Origin of the sequence: Pseudomonas sp. TNT2022 ID1044 (assembly GCF_028656895.1) — a bacterium.
Classification (GTDB): domain Bacteria; phylum Pseudomonadota; class Gammaproteobacteria; order Pseudomonadales; family Pseudomonadaceae; genus Aquipseudomonas; species Aquipseudomonas reinekei.
This window is the reverse complement of sequence record NZ_JAMDHB010000028.1, coordinates 86,517-104,107: the sequence shown is the minus strand read 5'-3', so window position 1 is coordinate 104,107 and position 17,591 is coordinate 86,517. Positions and strand designations below refer to the sequence as shown.

General features: G+C 57.4%; 18 protein-coding genes. 6 read left to right on the top strand and 12 right to left on the bottom strand.

The window, feature by feature from the left end:
* Positions 1 to 13: 13 nt before the first annotated feature.
* The 3 genes from tssC to tssA are packed head-to-tail and all read right to left on the bottom strand — an operon-like array spanning position 14 to position 3,605.
* Positions 14 to 1,489 carry a type VI secretion system contractile sheath large subunit gene (gene tssC, locus M5G20_RS27865; protein ID WP_273921836.1) on the bottom strand — a complete coding sequence of 492 codons (1,476 nt, stop codon included), beginning with the start codon at positions 1,487 to 1,489 and terminating at the stop codon, positions 14 to 16.
* A gap of 26 nt (positions 1,490 to 1,515) precedes the next feature.
* Positions 1,516 to 2,016, bottom strand: coding sequence for a type VI secretion system contractile sheath small subunit (gene tssB, locus M5G20_RS27860; RefSeq protein ID WP_273921835.1), 501 nt, complete (start codon positions 2,014 to 2,016; stop codon positions 1,516 to 1,518).
* Positions 2,017 to 2,048: 32 nt separating this feature from the next.
* A complete protein-coding gene (gene tssA / locus M5G20_RS27855; RefSeq protein ID WP_273921834.1) occupies positions 2,049 to 3,605 on the bottom strand; it encodes a type VI secretion system protein TssA in 1,557 nt (518 codons plus the stop codon).
* A 528-nt stretch (positions 3,606 to 4,133) separates the two neighbouring features.
* Between tssA and M5G20_RS27850 the strand changes: the two genes are divergently transcribed.
* Genes M5G20_RS27850 through M5G20_RS27835 form a run of 4 tightly spaced genes read left to right on the top strand, consistent with a single transcriptional unit; the run spans position 4,134 to position 7,434 of the window.
* Complete coding sequence (locus tag M5G20_RS27850) at positions 4,134 to 5,480, top strand: DUF6861 domain-containing protein (protein ID WP_273921833.1); 1,347 nt, start codon at positions 4,134 to 4,136, stop codon at positions 5,478 to 5,480.
* 15 nt (positions 5,481 to 5,495) lie between these two features.
* Positions 5,496 to 6,113: a GAD-like domain-containing protein gene (locus M5G20_RS27845; protein WP_273921832.1), complete on the top strand. Its 618-nt coding sequence runs from the start codon at positions 5,496 to 5,498 to the stop codon at positions 6,111 to 6,113.
* Positions 6,114 to 6,149: 36 nt separating this feature from the next.
* Positions 6,150 to 6,767 carry a GAD-like domain-containing protein gene (locus M5G20_RS27840; RefSeq protein ID WP_273921831.1) on the top strand — a complete coding sequence of 206 codons (618 nt, stop codon included), beginning with the start codon at positions 6,150 to 6,152 and terminating at the stop codon, positions 6,765 to 6,767.
* 49 nt (positions 6,768 to 6,816) lie between these two features.
* Positions 6,817 to 7,434 carry a GAD-like domain-containing protein gene (locus M5G20_RS27835; RefSeq protein ID WP_273921830.1) on the top strand — a complete coding sequence of 206 codons (618 nt, stop codon included), beginning with the start codon at positions 6,817 to 6,819 and terminating at the stop codon, positions 7,432 to 7,434.
* A gap of 74 nt (positions 7,435 to 7,508) precedes the next feature.
* On the opposite strand, the gene M5G20_RS27830 is transcribed toward M5G20_RS27835, so the two are convergent.
* The 3 genes from M5G20_RS27830 to M5G20_RS27820 are packed head-to-tail and all read right to left on the bottom strand — an operon-like array spanning position 7,509 to position 10,024.
* Complete coding sequence (locus tag M5G20_RS27830; protein ID WP_273921829.1) at positions 7,509 to 8,282, bottom strand: MetQ/NlpA family ABC transporter substrate-binding protein; 774 nt, start codon at positions 8,280 to 8,282, stop codon at positions 7,509 to 7,511.
* A gap of 60 nt (positions 8,283 to 8,342) precedes the next feature.
* Positions 8,343 to 9,017, bottom strand: coding sequence for a methionine ABC transporter permease (locus tag M5G20_RS27825; protein ID WP_273921828.1), 675 nt, complete (start codon positions 9,015 to 9,017; stop codon positions 8,343 to 8,345).
* On the bottom strand, positions 9,017 to 10,024 hold the full coding sequence (locus tag M5G20_RS27820) for a methionine ABC transporter ATP-binding protein (RefSeq protein ID WP_273921827.1): 1,008 nt from the start codon (positions 10,022 to 10,024) through the stop codon (positions 9,017 to 9,019). Before M5G20_RS27820 ends, M5G20_RS27825 begins: the two co-directional genes overlap by 1 nt.
* A gap of 187 nt (positions 10,025 to 10,211) precedes the next feature.
* On the opposite strand from M5G20_RS27820, the gene katE reads away from it, so the two are divergent.
* Positions 10,212 to 12,371 carry a catalase HPII gene (katE, locus tag M5G20_RS27815; RefSeq protein ID WP_273921826.1) on the top strand — a complete coding sequence of 720 codons (2,160 nt, stop codon included), beginning with the start codon at positions 10,212 to 10,214 and terminating at the stop codon, positions 12,369 to 12,371.
* A gap of 40 nt (positions 12,372 to 12,411) precedes the next feature.
* Here katE and M5G20_RS27810 read toward each other — a convergent pair whose 3' ends face one another.
* The 4 genes from M5G20_RS27810 to zur are packed head-to-tail and all read right to left on the bottom strand — an operon-like array spanning position 12,412 to position 15,214.
* Complete coding sequence (locus tag M5G20_RS27810) at positions 12,412 to 13,128, bottom strand: PA5502 family lipoprotein (RefSeq protein WP_273921825.1); 717 nt, start codon at positions 13,126 to 13,128, stop codon at positions 12,412 to 12,414.
* Positions 13,129 to 13,165: 37 nt separating this feature from the next.
* Positions 13,166 to 13,954 (bottom strand): zinc ABC transporter permease subunit ZnuB, encoded by a 789-nt coding sequence (gene znuB, locus M5G20_RS27805; RefSeq protein WP_150733989.1) that lies wholly within the window; start codon positions 13,952 to 13,954, stop codon positions 13,166 to 13,168.
* Positions 13,947 to 14,732, bottom strand: coding sequence for a zinc ABC transporter ATP-binding protein ZnuC (znuC, locus tag M5G20_RS27800; protein WP_273921824.1), 786 nt, complete (start codon positions 14,730 to 14,732; stop codon positions 13,947 to 13,949). Before znuC ends, znuB begins: the two co-directional genes overlap by 8 nt.
* A complete protein-coding gene (gene zur, locus M5G20_RS27795) occupies positions 14,732 to 15,214 on the bottom strand; it encodes a zinc uptake transcriptional repressor Zur (RefSeq protein ID WP_273921823.1) in 483 nt (160 codons plus the stop codon). Before zur ends, znuC begins: the two co-directional genes overlap by 1 nt.
* Positions 15,215 to 15,280: 66 nt before the next feature.
* Between zur and M5G20_RS27790 the strand changes: the two genes are divergently transcribed.
* Positions 15,281 to 16,201 (top strand): zinc ABC transporter substrate-binding protein, encoded by a 921-nt coding sequence (locus M5G20_RS27790; protein WP_273921822.1) that lies wholly within the window; start codon positions 15,281 to 15,283, stop codon positions 16,199 to 16,201.
* Between the two features lie 47 nt (positions 16,202 to 16,248).
* Here the strand turns inward: M5G20_RS27790 and M5G20_RS27785 are convergent, their stop codons facing one another.
* On the bottom strand, positions 16,249 to 17,202 hold the full coding sequence (locus M5G20_RS27785) for a homoserine kinase (protein WP_273921821.1): 954 nt from the start codon (positions 17,200 to 17,202) through the stop codon (positions 16,249 to 16,251).
* 57 nt (positions 17,203 to 17,259) lie between these two features.
* A complete protein-coding gene (locus M5G20_RS27780; RefSeq protein ID WP_150733986.1) occupies positions 17,260 to 17,550 on the bottom strand; it encodes a DUF2782 domain-containing protein in 291 nt (96 codons plus the stop codon).
* Positions 17,551 to 17,591: the final 41 nt, after the last annotated feature.

Genomic DNA, 17,591 nt, shown 5'->3' with positions numbered 1-17,591 from the left:
GGGTCAACTCCGCTTACTCTTTGTCCAGTTTGCCAACCAGAGAAAGGGTGAAGTCGGCCCCCATGTACTTGAAGTGCGGGCGCACGTTGAGGCTGACGCGGTACCAACCTGGCTCGCCGTCAACATCGCTGACTGTGATTTGAGCCGCCCGCAATGGTCGCCGGCCACGAACCTCGGCACTCGGGTTTTCCTGGTCGGCAACGTACTGGCGAATCCACTTATTGAGCTCCAGCTCAAGGTCGGTGCGTTCTTTCCACGACCCCAGTTGCTCGCGCTGCAGAACCTTCAGATAGTGGGCCAGCCGATTGACGATCATCATGTAGGGCAGTTGAGTGCCGAGCTTGTAGTTCAGCTCGGCAACCTTGCCTTCGGCGCTGATACCGAAGTGCTTGGGCCTCTGCACGGAACTGGCGGAAAAGAAGGCTGCATTGTCACTGCCCTTGCGCATCGTCAGCGCAATGAACCCCTCCTCGGCCAGCTCGAACTCACGGCGGTCAGACACCAACACTTCGGTGGGAATCTTGGTTTCGATTTCGCCCATGCTTTCGAAATGGTGCAACGGCAGATCTTCAACCGCACCGCCGCTCTGCGGACCGACAATGTTCGGGCACCAGCGAAATTTCGCAAAGCTGTCGGTCAGCCGGGTGCCGAACGCAAAAGCCGTATTGCCCCACAGATAGTGCTCATGACTGTCAGCAACGGTTTCCTTGTAGGCGAACGATTTGACCGGGTTTTCTTCCGGGTCATACGGATTACGCAGCAGGAAGCGTGGCACGGTCAGACCAATGTAGCGGGCGTCCTCTGACTGGCGGAAGCTCTGCCATTTGGCGAACTGCGGGCCTTCAAAATGATCCTTCAGGTCTTTCAGGTCCGGCAGGCCGGTGAAGCTGTCCAGGCCGAAGAATTCCGGACCGGCCGAAGCAATGAACGGCGCATGGGACATGCACGCAACGCTGGATACGTACTGCATCAACTTCACATCCGGTGAGCTGGGGGACATGAAGTAATTGGCGATGATTGCGCCGACGGGCTGGCCACCGAACTGACCGTACTCCGCGGTGTAGATGTGTTTGTAGAGGCCGGCTTGCATCACTTCCGGTGAATCTTCGAAATCGTCCAGCAAGTCCGCTTGGGAAACGTTGAGGATTTCGATCTTGATGTTCTCGCGAAAGTTGGTGCGATCAACCAACAATTGCAAACCACGCCACGAAGACTCCAAAGACTGGAAATCCGGATGGTGAAGAATTTCATCCATTTGCTGGCCAAGCCTGGCATCGATCTCGGCAATCATCCGGTCGACCATGGCCTTTTTAACCGGCTCACCGCTGTTCTTCGGCTTGAGCAGCTCCTCGATAAACGCCGACACGCCGCGCTTGGCAATGTCATAGGCCTCGTCGTCCGGGCTCAGGCGGGTTTCGGCAATGATACTGTCGAGGATGCTGTATTCGCGATTCTCGGTGCTTTGCTGGTGTGCTGCATTCGTACTCATGTTGGCTTCCTTGGCGGCAGGTGAGCTCAGGCTCGCTCGGTGGTGGCATCCAGTCCCAGCTCGCCCAATACGCGGCTACGGGATTCGTCGTCGGCAAGAACACCTTCGATGGCTTTACGGAATGCAGGCGCGTTACCAAGCGGGCCCTTGAGGGCCACCAGTGCGTTACGCAACTCCATCAGTTTTTTCATTTCAGGTACTTGCTCGACCAGACTGGCCGGATTGAAGTCTTTCATCGAGCCGATGCGCAGACCCACGGCCAACTCTTCAGCTCCCTCCTCCAGAAGCCGGTTCGGCACGCTCAAGGTGACCTGCAGCTCCTGCTTTGCGAGCACTTCGTCGAAGGTCATCTTGTCGATACTGATCGGTTTACGATCCTCGACTTTTCGTTCGTCCTTGCGCTGGGTGTAGTCACCGATTGCCAATAATTTGAGCGGCAGTTCGATCTCTTCCTGAGCGCCACCGGTGGCGGGCTTGAACGTGACGTTGATGCGTTCCTTGGGGGCTACCGAGCCTTCTTTGGCCATGGCTATTCTCCTTGCGGTTGTGGCCCGGGGGCCTAGTCGAGTGCCACTTCAAGATCGAGGTGGCACAACCTGCGATAAATCTCTTCCTTGCATTCGCGAATCGCGTGGCTCTGCGGCAATAACTCGCAGCAGCTATGCAGCAGCTGCAACACTTGCAGCGCGAGGTCCGGCTCCCAGGTGTGCAGGCCTGCATCGCGTAATGTCTGGTCGAGGGTTTCAAGTTGGGTCTTGGCCAATTCGAACTTGCGGGCCATGAAGCACAAGCGCGCGAGGGCGAGCTGCCAGAAAAAACACGCGCGTGCGCCATGGGCGCTCTGCAGGCCTTGCTTGAGAACTTGCACGGCGGCTTTGAGGCCGTCCTCGCGCAGGACAGGCTGGACGTCTTCGAGCGCCCGTTCCCAGGCCGGGAGGGCGTTGTGGCTTTCTAGCGTCTGAGGTTCAACGGGATTTTGCAGATGCGGCATGACATGGGCATCGATCCACAACCGGGTGGCCGGGTCAGCGAAAGGAACGCCATCATGGAAGCGCAACTCGAGGATGCCGGGCAGCCGCTGAATCAACAGCGAGAATTGAACTTCCACCTCACGCATCGCCATGTCTGCGCCCAGCGCCTGAAGACATTCCCAAACCATTCGCTGACCATCAAACCAGAATGGCGCCTTCGCCAGGCTGCCCTCGAGCTCCACCAGTAAATCTGCGTATTTGGCCAGAGCGTAGCGCTCCTGGAAGAGTTGCAGCCTCTCGAGGGGCAGCCCGCGCAGCACGGTAATCTGCTCGGCGTTACGCTCGGGCAACATCTCGACCGGCAGCCAGAGCAGCGTACGATTGAGGCGTAACGCGCGCACATCGGTGGCCTTGCTTTTCAACCACCAGGCACACAGTCGCCGCGCACCCTCCTGCTGAGTGCGCAATGCTTTATGCGCATCTTTTTCGTTATCGATAGGGGTGTCGGGATTGAATAGTTGCGTGGCAGCCTGTTTCACCTGAGCCACCGCGGATTCCACGACGCTTAGTGCCGGTTGATCTTCGACCACCCGTTGCACCAGGCTTTTCAGGCGGCGGGAAACAGGAAGCAAGAGAGGTGCTTCGTCGCCCAGATGGCGGGTGCAAATGGCATCAAGACCTTCCAGGTGTTCCAGCAAACACCGGAACAAAGGCAACTGCTCTTTGATCGCAATGTTTTCGTTCAATACCTGCTCAAGTCGTGGAACCAACCAACCGATGGCCGCCGCTCGGGTCCGGGCCTTGAGCGGGTAGATGTCGAGCCAATGGCTCGCGCACAGGTAATGCAGCAATCCCAAACCGGCCAGCAATCCCGCAAAGGACTCGCGCTGATAAAGCGCCCAAGTCAGCCAGGCGCCAACCCGAAGATCCCTGGACTGGGTACGAAGGAGGCGCTCGCTGATTTCGAGGACTTTCAGCCAGTCGGTCTGTCCGCGCTCGTGCAAGGATCGGGCTTTGCCCAACTCACACTCCAAGTCCTCGTATTCACTCGAATAGCGAGCGTCCTCTCCCGCAAATTTGTGCTGGGAGACAGGCGTCTTTGCAAGATCCAGATAGTGTTCCGAAAATTTGCTGGAGTAATTCATACAAACTTACAACTTGCGACAGAGAAACATCTCGCAGCTATTAATTCGAAATCTGCATGTCTGGACAAGATGCGCTCGACTCCCTTCTAAGCAAAAAAACATCCACTCGAGGAATCGAAATCTATCTGGCGTCGGTATCAACGTATGTAGGAAGGATCTTCAAATTTGTGCGACTGATCCGGCGGCGATGTAGGGCAACAAAGAACCGCACGGAACGGCCTAAAAACACCTCGCCTCTGCGCAATAACTTGCGCAATACGTTGTAAGCGTATTCCAGCAATAGCAATGGGACGAGTCGTTCACGAACGGGAGAAATGTCAGGGCTGCGCTCGGTACCGCACTCACTTCGGCGCCCGGCACACAGTTGGGAGCACAAAACCCAACACAGTTAACTTCCCTGTTTCCGCAACGCGTGTAGGACGCGTCCGATTTGATCTTTTGAGTCATGCGGCCCCCCTGTGCCTCGGCACTTTGCACAAGTACAACTTGATGAGTCCTGCAAGGAGCGAATTGTCAGGGAGACAATTGATGTTTTTATGGCACAGGGTGCCCACGTGGCACGAGATAGAAAACCGCATCACTCGAGAGATGGGTTACCAGGGAGGCGCCCGGTATCGCACTCACTTCAACGAACCCGCGCCCTCCGTCTCGCTCAATATCCGTCGGGTCAATTGCGTCAGGTCTGCCTTCATCGAGGCTGAGTGGGAAGCGGCTCGCTTATTGAGACAACGCTTCGCTGACATCGATATCGCCAGCGTCCTTAACGAGCTGATCGAAGTCGTCGCTCAAATGGCAATGATCGTTGCCGGCAGTGTATTGATCGGCGGAGCCATCGGCGCAGGGACCGGTGCATTTCTCGGTGGAGCAGGCGCCATCCCCATGGGTGCGGCTGGCGCTGCGATGGGCTTGCAAGTCAGCACGTGGATATTGGGAATTCTGGGCCTGACGTCCATTGCCGAGTTCTTCACCGACGGCTTGCCACGCATTGGCGACTACTACTGGCGTGGCATCCACATCGCGTGGAACGGCCCACGCAGTGAGGGCGGTTTAGACCCGTTCAGGCCGGATGATTCCACTGCCCGATACAGCGCCGCCCAAGAGATTGCACGTGGCCATGTCGAGGTTGTGGTCCTGCTGCTGGGCGCCATCGTGGCTTACCTCACCCGTGGTCGAGGCAATGCAGGCGTCCTTGCCCAGGAGATGCGCGCCAGCCCCAAAGGCGCGCGGTTAGGCGAATGGATGCTCAAGCACGAAGACGCCCTGAAAAAACGCCCCGACCTGCAAACCTCAGCACCGCGCCGGGGTGCTCTCAGCCATCAGGACCCTGCACCACCGCCGAATCACCCACCGGGCAAAGACAAAAACCCGCCCCGTGACAAGCCGAACGCGATGCCGCTTCATAAAGTCGAATGCTTCAAAGCGGACAAGCTGCCAGCGTCTAAAATCGGAGAATTCGAACGTCAGTTGAAGGGGCAGGAAGACGGGCTGAATCGGCTGACGATTGATGAGTATTTGGAGAATATTGCTAATCCGGTGAAGCGGAGTCCGGCGGCTGCTAGACGATCACGAAAGGATCTAGAAAATACGTTAATCAAACGATTTCAAAACGATTATCAACACCTGGATCCGCTTGATGCAGAAGATGCTGCAATCAAAATGGCCAAGGAAACGATGTCAAACCTCGCAGGCTTACATAATCCTGATTTGAGGGCTGGTGGTAAGGACATCATTGCGGACTTTGGTGATCGACAAGTAAATTCAAGCATCGGTCCTCAGTGGAGGCCAAAAATCGCAAATTTGAAAGCTGCTGCTGAGAACGTACCCCATTCGATGCGAGTGTCAACATTTCTTAATGTGCAATTACATAAGTGTTAATTAAAGGAAGTCTTCATGGACAAAGTATTTGCTAGGTTTATAGAGAAAGTTGGCGGGCCTGTTGATCGGCAGGAAGTCCCCACGTCAAGTATTGAGCGTTACAGAGGCAAGCTGCCCAATCAGTTATTGGAATATTGGTCAGAATATGGTTGGTCTGGGTACGGCGACGGGATTTTCTGGATCGTCAATCCTCAGGAATATGAAGGAGTGGTGGCATCCTGGATTGAAGACACAAAACTAAAAGAAAAGGACAATTATCATCTGATTGCTCGTAGTGCTTTTGGTGATTTGTACCTATGGGGCGAGAAAACTGGAACTTCGCTTAAAATAACTAGCATCCTTTCTCGATTTGTTTTTGACAACTGTGAAATTTCAAATGAACAAATGGATCGAGAACTCCAAGATTTTTTGTTAACCATGGATGTGGAAACAAATGATTATGGCGACCTCTTCATACCAGCAAAGAAAAAACTCGGCCCCCTGCGACACGACGAGATGTACGGCTTCGTTCCAGCGCTGATGTTCGGCGGCCCGGATACCCTCGATCATCTTGAGAAAGTAAAGGCGGTGGAACATTTAACCCTGCTGTCCCAAATCGCTGAACTCCAGCCCTACAGTTTTTCGGATCTGTAGACGATAGGAGTCGTCCAAGGACTAAGGTGGTACTGAATGGACAAAGTTTTTTCCAGATTTTTAGAGAAATTCGGTGGGGCAATCGATCGGCGGGAAGTGCCGCTTTCCAGCATCGATCGCTACCAAGGCAAGCTGCCCACTCAATTGCTGGAGTACTGGGCCGAGCACGGGTGGTGCGGCTATGGTGAGGGAGTTTTCTGGCTCGTGAACCCGCAGGAGTATGAGGGGGTTGTAGCATCTTGGATCGAAGGAACTAAATTTGAAGCGCTGGATAATTATTATCTCATCGCACGCAGTGCCTTTGGTCACATGCATCTTTGGGGTGAAAAAACGGGTGCTTCGCTCACAATCACAAGTTGCCTTTCACGATATACAACCCATACCTCGATTTTTTCAGGGGAACAGTTTAATAAAGAGTTGCAAAACTTTCTTCTTTCCACGGAAGTTAGATACAACAATTATGGCGACTTTTTTAAACCAGCAATGAAAAAGCTCGGCCCCCTGCGTCATGATGAAATGTACGGCTTCGTTCCAGCCCTAATGTTCGGAGGCCCGGATACCCTTGATCATCTTGAAAAAGTGAAGGCGGTGGAACATCTCACCCTGCTGTCCCAAATCGCCGAGCTTCAGCCATACAGTTTTTCGGACCTGTAAAGGTTAGACACGCAATTTACTCGGCTGGGTGAAATTCAAGGGATTTTGAATGGACGAATTTTTTTCCATTTTTTTGGATACGTTTGGTGGACCCATTGATCGGCGAGAAGTACCGACGTCTAGTATTGAACACTACAAAGGCAAGCTGCCTAATCAGTTGCTTGAATACTGGGCGGAACACGGTTGGTGCGGTTATGGCGGCGGTATTTTCTGGATCGTTAATCCACAAGAATACGAGGGTGTGGTGGCATCTTGGATTGAAGGAACTCGTTTTGAAGAGGTTGACACATACCATCTGATTGCTCGGAGCGCCTTTGGCGACTTGTATCTCTGGGGCGAGAAAACCGGATTTTCGCTTAAGATCACCAGCGTACTTTCTCGTGTGGTAGTCAAAAATCTCGAAATCATTAATGACGATATGGACAGAGAACTGCAGGCTTTTCTGCTTTCCAGAAATGTGGACTCCAACGATTACGGCGACCTGTTCATACCAACAAAGAAAAAACTCGGCCCCCTACGCCACGACGAGATGTACGGCTTCGTTCCAGCGCTGATGCTCGGCGGTCCGGATACTCTGGATCATCTTGAGAAAGTAAAGGCGGTGGAACATCTCACCCTGCTGTCCCAAATCGCCGAGCTTCAGCCCTACAGCTTTTCAGACTTGTAAGGCAGGCTACGGCAGATCGGAAACGAAAAAGGGGACGCCTGTAGCGTCCCCTTTTTCGTAGCGCGTGCTTCGGATCAGAACGCCGGCACGACCGCGCCTTTGTACTTCTCAATAATGAATGCTTTCACTTCCGGGCTGTGCAGTGCAGCCACCAGTTTTTTCATCGCTTCGCTGTCTTTGTCGTCCGGGCGGGCAACGAGGATGTTCACGTATGGCGAGTCGCTGCCTTCGATGACCAGTGCGTCCTTGGCCGGATCGAGTTTGGCTTCCAGCGCGTAGTTGGTGTTGATCAAGGCCAGGTCGACCTGGGTCAGCACGCGCGGGATGGTGGCGGCTTCCAGTTCACGGAACTTGAGGTTCTTCGGGTTGGCGGTGATGTCCTTGACGGTCGACAGGATGTTGCTCGCATCCTTCAACTGGATCACGCCAGCCTTGGCCAGCAGCAACAGCGCACGACCGCCGTTGGTGGCGTCGTTCGGGATAACAACGGTGGCGGTGCTTGGCAGCTCATCGAGTTTTTTGTACTTGCTGGAGTAAACGCCCAGCGGCTCCAGGTGCACGCCGGCTACCGACACCAGGTTGGTGCCTTTGGCCTTGTTGAATTCATCGAGGTACGGCTGGTGCTGGAAGAAGTTGGCGTCCAGGCGTTTTTCCGCTACCTGCACGTTCGGCTGGATGTAGTCGGTGAAGACTTTCACTTTCAGGTCCACGCCTTCTTTGGCCAGCACTGGCTTCACGAATTCAAGGATTTCTGCGTGCGGGACCGGCGTCGCCGCGACCGTCAGGGTGTCGGCAGCGTGGGCGGAAAACGCTGCAACGGCAGCGAACGCGACGAGTAGTTTTTTCATTCAGCTAACTCCATGTGAGGCGCCCGTTTGGCGCCTGCCAGCGAATGGCCGGCTCAAGTCTTACTTACGGGAAAAGTGGACGACCAGTTTGTCGCCGACGGTTTGCAGTATTTGAACCAGTACCAGCAGCAGCACCACCGTGACGACCATCACGTCAGTCTGGAAACGCTGGTAGCCGAAACGGATCGCAAGGTCACCCAAGCCACCCGCGCCGACCACACCGGCCATGGCGGTGTAGGACACCAGTGTGATGGCTGTCACCGTAATCGCAGCGTAGATGCCCGGACGGGCTTCCGGCAGCAAGGCGTTGGTGATGATCTGCCGCGTGGTCGCGCCCATGGCCTGTGTCGCTTCGATGATGCCGCGATCGACTTCACGCAGGGCGGTTTCCACCAGTCGCGCGAAGAACGGCGTGGCGCCCACTACCAGCGGCGGGATCGCGCCGGCAACACCGAGCGAGGTGCCGGTGATCAGCACCGTGAACGGGATCATCACGATCAACAGAATAATGAACGGCAGCGAACGCAGGATGTTCACCACCAACGACAGCATCGCGTAGACGCCTTTGGCTTCGAGCAACTGACGCGGGCTGCAGAGGAACAGCAACACACCCAGCGGCAGGCCGAACAGTACGGTGAACAACAACGAACCGCCAAGCATCAGCAGGGTGTCGCCGGTGGCCAGCCAGATTTCGAACCAGTCGATATTGGCGAAGAAACTTGTCAGGGCTTCCATTAGCGCAGCACCTCCATGTGGACGTCGGCTGCGGTGAAGCGGGCAAAGGCCGCTTCCATGTCACCGCCCGTCACGGCCAGGGTCAGTTGCCCGTAAGGGATGTCTTTGATGCGATCGATGCGACCGGCGAGGATGCTGTAGTCCACACCCGTTTCGCGGGCGACGGTACCCAGCAGCGGCGCGTAGGTCGCTTCGCCCTGGAAGGTCAGACGCACAATGCGACCCGGCACGTGAGCGAAGTCGTCACGCTGTTCGCTTTCGTCGATCTGCTCGTCTTCTTGCACGAAACGCTTGGTAGTCGGGTGTTTTGGATGCAGGAACACCTCGGCCACCGAGCCTTGCTCGACGATCACGCCCGCGTCCATGACTCCGACCTGATCGCAGACCCGGCGGATCACATCCATCTCATGGGTAATCAGCACGATGGTCAGCTTCAGTTCGCGATTGATCTCGGCCAGCAATTGCAGGACCGACGCAGTGGTCTGCGGGTCCAGGGCGCTGGTGGCTTCATCGCACAGCAGGATTTTTGGTTTGGTCGCCAAGGCGCGGGCAATGCCCACACGCTGCTTCTGGCCACCGGACAACTGCGCCGGGTATTTCCTGGCGTGATCGGACAGACCGACCCGCGCCAGCAACTCAGCCACACGCTGGTCGATTTCGCTACGCGACAGCTCACCGGCCAGCGTCAGCGGCAGGGCGACGTTGTCGGCCACAGTCTTGGATGCCAGCAGGTTGAAGTGCTGGAAGATCATCCCGACCTGTTGACGGAAACGGCGCAGGCCGTTGGCGTCCAGCGCCGTGATTTCTTCGCCATCGACAAAGATCTTGCCGCCACTGGCGTTTTCCAGGCGATTGATCAGACGCAGCAGGGTACTTTTTCCCGCACCGGAATGGCCGATCAGGCCGAAGACCTGACCGTTCTCAATCGTCAGACTGGTCGGATGCAGGGCGGGGATATCCTTACCGGCGACGCGGTAGGTTTTATGGACGTTTTGAAACTCGATCACGTAGCGAACCTTGTGGGGCGCGTTGGAAAAGGGTCAGCGGTTAGCCGGGCGCGCATTTTAGCCTGTCCGTATAGAGGTTCTTAGCATTTATTTCGCATTCATCCAGCGATTTGGCAATAACGCGATCAAAGGTCAGATAAAAGGAACGGCTAAAAACAGCACTAGTCACTACTTAGGCACCCCGAAAATGCCTGAGGAGAGATGCCTGATGAGTACCAAGAAGCCTGCCGCCCCCAAGAGCGCGATGGCCGGGACCGACACCCTGGACCGCAGCAATACCAGCACCAAACTCGACAGCCTGGAAAATTTCCGCTCCGACGCCACCGGCCAGGCCTTGCGCACTAATCAAGGCGTGAAGGTGGCGGACAATCAAAACACCCTGAAAGCCGGGGCCCGCGGTCCTTCGTTGCTGGAAGATTTCATCATGCGTGAAAAAATCACGCATTTTGACCATGAACGGATTCCCGAGCGCATCGTGCATGCCCGAGGTACCGGCGCTCATGGTTTCTTCCAGGCCTACGAGAACCACTCCGTACTGACCAAAGCTGGTTTCCTACAGGATCCTGGCCAGAAAACACCGGTATTCGTGCGCTTTTCTACCGTGCAGGGTCCTCGCGGGTCAGGCGATACCGTGCGCGATGTACGAGGTTTCGCCGTGAAGTTCTTCACCGATGAAGGCAACTTCGACCTGGTGGGCAATAACATGCCGGTGTTTTTCATTCAGGACGCCGTCAAGTTTCCGGACTTCGTCCACGCGGTCAAACCAGAACCGCACAACGAAATCCCCACCGGCGGCTCGGCCCACGATACGTTTTGGGACTTTGTCAGCCTGGTTCCGGAATCGGCCCACATGGTGATCTGGGCCATGTCCGACCGGGCCATCCCGAAAAGCCTGCGCAGCATGCAGGGCTTCGGTGTGCATACCTTCCGCCTGATCAATGCCGAAGGGAAATCGCGCTTCGTCAAATTCCATTGGCGCCCCACGGCCGGGACTTGTTCGCTGGTATGGGACGAGGCGCAGAAACTCGCCGGGAAAGACACTGACTACCACCGTCGAGATCTCTGGGAAGCCATCGAGATGGGGGACTACCCGCAATGGGAACTTGGCGTACAGGTGATCGAGGAGGAAAACGAACACGCCTTCGATTTCGACATCCTCGACCCGACCAAGCTGATCCCGGAAGAACTGGTACCGATCACGCCGCTGGGCAAAATGACGCTCAACCGCAATCCGGACAACTTCTTTGCCGAAACCGAGCAGGTCGCTTTCTGCCCGGGGCATATCGTGCCGGGCATTGATTTCTCTAACGATCCATTGCTGCAAGGTCGGCTTTTTTCCTACACCGATACGCAGATCAGCCGACTCGGCGGGCCGAACTTTCATGAAATCCCGATCAACCGTCCGGTAGCACCGTTTCACAACGGCCAACGGGATGCGCTGCATCGCACCACCATCGATAAGGGCCGTGCAGCCTACGAACCGAATTCCATTGATGGCGGCTGGCCGAAAGAAACGCCGCCCGCCGCACAGGACGGCGGTTTCGAGAGCTATCCGGAGCGCATCGACGCCAACAAGATCCGTCAGCGCAGCGAATCGTTCGGCGACCATTTCTCCCAGGCACGGCTGTTTTTCCACAGCATGAGCAAGCATGAACAGGAACACATCATTTCGGCCTACAGCTTTGAGCTGGGCAAGGTCGAGCGTGAGTTCATCCGTGCCCGGCAGGTCAATGAAATCCTCGCCAATATCGATCTGGAACTGGCCAAGCGCGTGGCGCAGAACCTTGGGTTGCCTGCGCCGAAGGCGGGGACGGTCGATGTGCCGAAAATATCTCTGGAGCGCTCGCCGGCCTTGAGCCAGGCCAATTTGCTGCCTGCTGACATCAAAACCCGCAAAGTCGCGATCCTTGCAGCCGATGGTGTGGACGGCGCCGCGATTGATGCAATGAAAAAAGCGCTGGAAGCCGAAGGCGCTCACGCCAAGCTGTTGGGGCCGACCTCGGCACCCGTGAAAACCGCCGACGGCAAGGCGCTGCCAGTGGATGCCTCCATGGAAGGTATGCCTTCAGTGGCGTTCGACGCCGTTTTTGTGCCCGGTGGCGCGGCGTCGATCAAGGCGTTGAGTGGTGATGGCGTGGCGCTTCATTACGTGCTGGAGGCCTACAAGCATTTGAAGGCGATTGCCCTGCATGGTGAGGCGAAGCAGTTGCTGGATGTGTTGAAACTGGAGGCGGATGCGGGGTTGATCGTGGGTGCGGATGCCAAGTTGTTCAAGGCGTTTTTTGCGGCGATCGGGCAGCATCGGGTTTGGGATCGGGAGCCAAAGGCCAAGGCGATTCCAGCTTAAAAAGCAAAAGATCGCAGCCTGCGGCAGGCTGCGATCTTTTTCAGGGTTTGCGCGGCCTGAGAACCATCTGCGCCGGCACGCTGCGCAGAATCTGCTTTTCGATGTTCAGATCAAACTGCGAATCGAGTTTCTTCACCCGCTTGGTCAGCAAATTGGCCAGCCACGGGTAGTCATCGGTACGCGGTGCCTGAACGGTCACATCACACTGATAATTCACTACATCGGCGGCGATGGCATCCAGTTGGCGACGTAGTTTACCCAAATCGTTGATGTTCAGTGCCACCGTGGTGCTTTCAGCCGTCGGGTCGATGACTTTGGCTTTTGGCATGGCTTCCGCAGCTTTCAGCGCTGCTTCGGCTTTCTCCAGTTCAGCCTTGCGGGCTTCTGCGATAGGGCCGTTGACGCCTCCGGTCAATGCCGGTGCCTTGGGCATCAGTGCGCGGGCGCGGGCCAAGGCCGTAGCAGCAGCATTCACGTCACCTTTTTGCAGCACGATCTGGCTACGCAACAAGTAGGCTTCGGCCAGTTGCCGCTGGTATTGCTCAAGGGACTGGTCGTTGGGGGACTCGGCCTGCAACGCAGCCAATTGACCTTCGGCGGTGGCCAGCTCGCTGCTGGCCAGGCTTTGCTCAAGCTGTGCAATGGCCGTGGCCCGCGCATCCGGGACCTCGGGGGCCGCCGGTGGCGTGCTTTGGCAAGCGCCGAGCAGCAAAGAAAATGCGACAAGGAGCAGATAACGGGAGGCGAACGACTTCATTCCTGCGACTCTCTATTTGCGCAAAAAACGAGCAAGTCTACACCCCTCGACGGGGCAGAACAAAACTCAGCAGAAACAGTGCGGCGGCCGTCACAACAATAGACGGTCCGGCCGGGGTGTCCTTGAACCAGGACAGCGCCAGCCCGCCACACACGGCGAGTATGCCCAGCAGGCTCGCGCCCAGTGCCATCTGTTCCGGTGAACGGGCGTGACGTTGCGCCGCAGCCGCCGGAATGATCAGCAACGAAGTAATCAGCAATACGCCGACGATTTTCATCGCCACGGCAATCACCACGGCGATCAGCAACATCAGCGCCATGCGCAAACCCGCCACGGGCAGACCTTCGACCCTGGCCAGTTCCTCATGCACCGTAATCGCCAGCAATGGCCGCCACAAGGCCACCAGCAGGGCCAGCACGGCCGCGCTGCCGCCGAGAATCCAGGCCAGATCGGTCGGGCTGATCGCCAGCAAGTCGCCGAACAGATAGGCCATCAGGTCGATCCGCACTTCGTGCATGAAGCTTAGTACCACCAGCCCCAGAGAGAGAGTACTCGGTGCGAGAATTCCCAAAAGCGTGTCGGACGCCAGTGGCTGGCGCTGTTGCAATGTCACCAGCAACACCGCCAACAGCAAGCAACCTACAGTCACCGCGACGGCCGGGCTGACATCCAGCAGGAAACCCAGCGCCACCCCCAGCAACGCCGCGTGGGACAGGGTGTCGCCGAAATAAGCCATGCGCCGCCAGACCACGAAAGACCCCAACGGGCCCGCGACGACTGCCAGAGCCAGACCTGCAAGCAGGGCGTAGAGCAGAAAATCAGCCATGCTTGCAGCTATCTCCGTGAACATGGTTATGGCCCGACGCGGGCGCCTTGACCACCGAGCCATGCAGATCGTGGGCGTGGTCGTGGTGGTGGTGATAAATCGCCAGGCTCTGTGCGTTTTTTCCGAAAAGCTCGACAAAAGCCGGGTCGCCACTGACTTGTTCAGGGTGGCCTGAGCAGCAGACGTGGCGATTGAGGCACACCACTTGGTCGGTGGTGCTCATCACCAGATGCAGGTCGTGGGAAACCATCAACACCCCGCAGCCGTGACGGTCACGCAGGCGGGTGATCAGGCTGTAGAGCTCAGCCTGGCCGGCCACATCGACGCCTTGCACCGGCTCGTCAAGCACCAGCAATTCCGGTTCGCGCAACAAAGCGCGAGCCAGCAGTACGCGCTGCATTTCACCACCGGAAACACTTTGCACCGGGCTGTCGATCACCTGTTCGGCGCCAACTTCCTTGAGCGCGGCCAAGGCCATTGCACGGTCCACGCCCGGCACCAGGCGCAAGAAGCGCAACACCGACAGCGGCAGGGTCGGATCGACATGCAGTTTTTGCGGCATGTAGCCGACCCGCAGTTTCGGCTTGCGCCAGACGCTGCCGCTGTCGGGTTTCAACAACCCGAGCACGGCACGCACCAACGTGGTCTTGCCCGCGCCGTTAGGGCCGATCAGGGTGACGATCTGCCCCGGCTCGACGCTCAGCTCGATGCTGTCCAGCACCGGCTGCCCGGCAAACGTAACGGCAACCTGTTCGAGACGGATCAGCGCGTTGCTCATCAAGCCCCCTGGCAACCCGAGCAGAGACCGATCACTTCGACGGTCTGGCCTTCAACGACAAACCCCACATCCTGGGCGCTGGCGACAATCGCGTCGCTGATGGATTTCTGTTCGAGCTCAATGGCGGCGTGGCATTCGCGGCAAATCAGGAACTGGCCCTGGTGGGCGTGCTCCGGGTGATTGCAGCCGATGAAGGCGTTGAGGGAAGAGATACGGTGCACGAGGCCGTTTTCCAGCAGGAAATCCAGCGCGCGGTACACGGTTGGCGGCGCAGCACGGCGACCGTCCTGCTCGCTGAGCACTGCGAGAATGTCGTAGGCGCCCAATGGCTTGTGGCTTTGCCACACCAGCTCCAGCACCCGCCGGCGCAACGCGGTCAGGCGCAAACCCTGACGTGCGCACAAGGCATCGGCCTCAGACAGAGCGCTGTGCACGCAATGAGAGTGGTCGTGGGGACGGCTGGCAATCGGTGTTTTAGGCATGAGCGGCGACGAGTTTTGTGAGAGACGTTATTATGTTACCCGTTCTCGCCTCTTCGAGTGGTCATCGTGTCCCGACTTTTTTCTATCTTCGTCGCATTTATCGCAAGTTTTCTGCTGATCGGTTCAGCGCAAGCCGAGGTTAAAGTCCTCACCAGCATCAAGCCGCTGCAACTGATCGCCGCCGCCGTGCAGGACGGCGTGGCGATTCCGGAGGTGTTGCTGCCGCCAGGTGCTTCGCCACATAACTACGCCTTGCGCCCTTCCGACGTACGGAAGGTGCAGTCGGTCGACCTGCTGTACTGGATCGGTCCGGGCATGGAAGGGTTCCTGCCGCGCGTGCTCAATGGTCGTACGTTGCCCAGTGTTGCCGTTCAGGATCTGCCGGGGTTGAAACTGCGCCATTTCGCCGAAGATAACCACTCCCACGCCGAAGAAGCTGACGAGCATGACCACGATCATCGCCCGGGCAGCCTGGACGCGCATTTGTGGTTGTCACCGATCAACGCCCGGGTCATCGCCACGAAAATGGCTGCTGACCTCAGCGCTGCCGATCCTGCCAACGCAGCACGCTACCAGAGCAACCTCAAGGCGTTCGATGAGCGTCTGGATGCTCTCGACGCTCGCCTGAAAAAACGCCTGGCAGGCATTGAAGGCAAACCTTACTTCGTGTTCCACGAGGCTTTCGACTACTTCGAGGACGCCTACGGCCTCAAGCATACGGGCGTATTCAGCGTCGCGGCGGAGGTACAACCTGGCGCCCAGCACGTAGCGGCGATGCGTGCGCGGTTGCAGGAAGTCGGCAAGACTTGTGTGTTCAGCGAGCCGCCACTGCGCCCGCGTCTGGCGGAAACCCTGGTGGCGGGTCTGCCGGTGAAACTGGCGGAGCTGGATGCGCTGGGCGGGTACACCCCGGCGACTGCTCAGGGGTATGAGCAGGTGCTGGAGAAATTGGGGAATGATTTGGCAGGGTGCCTGGAGTCGCTTTAATCAATGCGATAACCCTGTGGCGAGGGAGCAAGCTCCCACGCCACAGCTTAAAGGGCGAACGGCAACGACGTGCTGACGTTCTGCCGCTGAGCCAGGCGCAATTGAAACTCCATCGGATCGTGAATCAACACGTCCTGCCCGGCGAATGACTCGGCCGCGATCAAGCGCGACAACCAGAACCGCACGCACGCCACCCGCAACAAGGTCGGCCACAACTCGGCCTCAGCGGCGGTAAACGGACGCAGCGCCGCATAAGCGCCCAACAAGGCCCGCGCTCGCGCTCCGTCGATCAAACCGTCGACATCGGAACACCAGTCGTTCAAGGCAATAGCCACGTCGTAGAGCATCGGGCCCGAACAGGCGTTATAGAAATCGATCAGTCCGGTCAGGTGCGTGCCTTCGAACATCGCGTTATCGCGGAACAAGTCCGCGTGGATGTTGGCGCGAGGCAGCGCCAGAATTTTCTCTTTCTGCTGGGTGATTTCTTCCAGCGCCCGCTGCAACAACGCCTTCTGCTCGGCATTCACGTGCGACAGGAACTGCGTGCCCTCCTCCAGCATCCAGTCCAGGCCACGATCGGTCTTGCGCTTGATCATGCTTCCCGCCTGGGTGGCCAGGTGCAGATGCGCGAGCAACTCGCCCACTTGCGCGCAATGCTGCGCGTTGGCCTGCTTGATGTGCTTGCCGGCCAGGCGCGGTTGCAACAGCGCAGGCTTGCCGGCCAGTTCGCGCAGCGCCACGCCATCGGTGGTGCGGATCGCGTAAGGCACCGGCAGGTCGGCCTCGTGCAACACGTCGAGCAACTCGATGAAGAACGGCATCTCCTGGACCGGGCCGCGCTCGATCAGGGTCAGGACGAATTCACCTTGCTCGAGGCTGATGAAGAAATTGGTGTTTTCGCTACCGGCGGCAATCCCCTGGAAATCAAGCAGGCGGCCGAGGCCATAAGGGGCGAGAAAAGCTTCCAGCTCGGGCCGAGCCAGGGGGGTGAACACAGACATGTTTAAGCTGCCAGTACGGGCGCCGCTATTGAGCCAACGCCGATTGAAATTAAGAAACTACTTCCACTCGAAGATCTTCCACGACGGAATCAGCATATCGGGCTGATCCGAGCGGATAAAATTACCGTCCGATCCATCGGCGCGCACCAGAAAGTACGGTTTTCCGCCCTTCGGCGTTACCTGAATGGCATACAGGAAGCCATTCTGGCGGTATTCCTTGATCGTGTTGTCGCCTTCCGTGCGAATGGTTACATCCGGTTCCGGCGAGGGTGCATCGTCCGCCGCCATGACGGTTATGGGTGTGATTGCAAACAAGCCAGCCAGCAACAGGCGATTTAGTGTGCGCATGATAACCTTGTCCCTTTGTCGTCAATGGTCCCGCTATTCTA

Coding starts and splice junctions, on each gene's coding strand:
- tssA (WP_273921834.1), bottom strand. CDS start 3,605: ATGAATTACTCCAGCAAATTTTCGGAACACTATCTGGATCTTGCAAAG.
- M5G20_RS27810 (WP_273921825.1), bottom strand. CDS start 13,128: ATGAAGTCGTTCGCCTCCCGTTATCTGCTCCTTGTCGCATTTTCTTTG.
- M5G20_RS27830 (WP_273921829.1), bottom strand. CDS start 8,282: ATGAAAAAACTACTCGTCGCGTTCGCTGCCGTTGCAGCGTTTTCCGCC.
- tssC (WP_273921836.1), bottom strand. CDS start 1,489: ATGAGTACGAATGCAGCACACCAGCAAAGCACCGAGAATCGCGAATAC.
- M5G20_RS27785 (WP_273921821.1), bottom strand. CDS start 17,202: ATGTCTGTGTTCACCCCCCTGGCTCGGCCCGAGCTGGAAGCTTTTCTC.
- M5G20_RS27835 (WP_273921830.1), top strand. CDS start 6,817: ATGGACGAATTTTTTTCCATTTTTTTGGATACGTTTGGTGGACCCATT.
- zur (WP_273921823.1), bottom strand. CDS start 15,214: ATGCCTAAAACACCGATTGCCAGCCGTCCCCACGACCACTCTCATTGC.
- M5G20_RS27780 (WP_150733986.1), bottom strand. CDS start 17,550: ATGCGCACACTAAATCGCCTGTTGCTGGCTGGCTTGTTTGCAATCACA.
- M5G20_RS27845 (WP_273921832.1), top strand. CDS start 5,496: ATGGACAAAGTATTTGCTAGGTTTATAGAGAAAGTTGGCGGGCCTGTT.
- znuB (WP_150733989.1), bottom strand. CDS start 13,954: ATGGCTGATTTTCTGCTCTACGCCCTGCTTGCAGGTCTGGCTCTGGCA.
- M5G20_RS27850 (WP_273921833.1), top strand. CDS start 4,134: ATGTTTTTATGGCACAGGGTGCCCACGTGGCACGAGATAGAAAACCGC.
- tssB (WP_273921835.1), bottom strand. CDS start 2,016: ATGGCCAAAGAAGGCTCGGTAGCCCCCAAGGAACGCATCAACGTCACG.
- katE (WP_273921826.1), top strand. CDS start 10,212: ATGCCTGAGGAGAGATGCCTGATGAGTACCAAGAAGCCTGCCGCCCCC.
- znuC (WP_273921824.1), bottom strand. CDS start 14,732: ATGAGCAACGCGCTGATCCGTCTCGAACAGGTTGCCGTTACGTTTGCC.
- M5G20_RS27840 (WP_273921831.1), top strand. CDS start 6,150: ATGGACAAAGTTTTTTCCAGATTTTTAGAGAAATTCGGTGGGGCAATC.
- M5G20_RS27825 (WP_273921828.1), bottom strand. CDS start 9,017: ATGGAAGCCCTGACAAGTTTCTTCGCCAATATCGACTGGTTCGAAATC.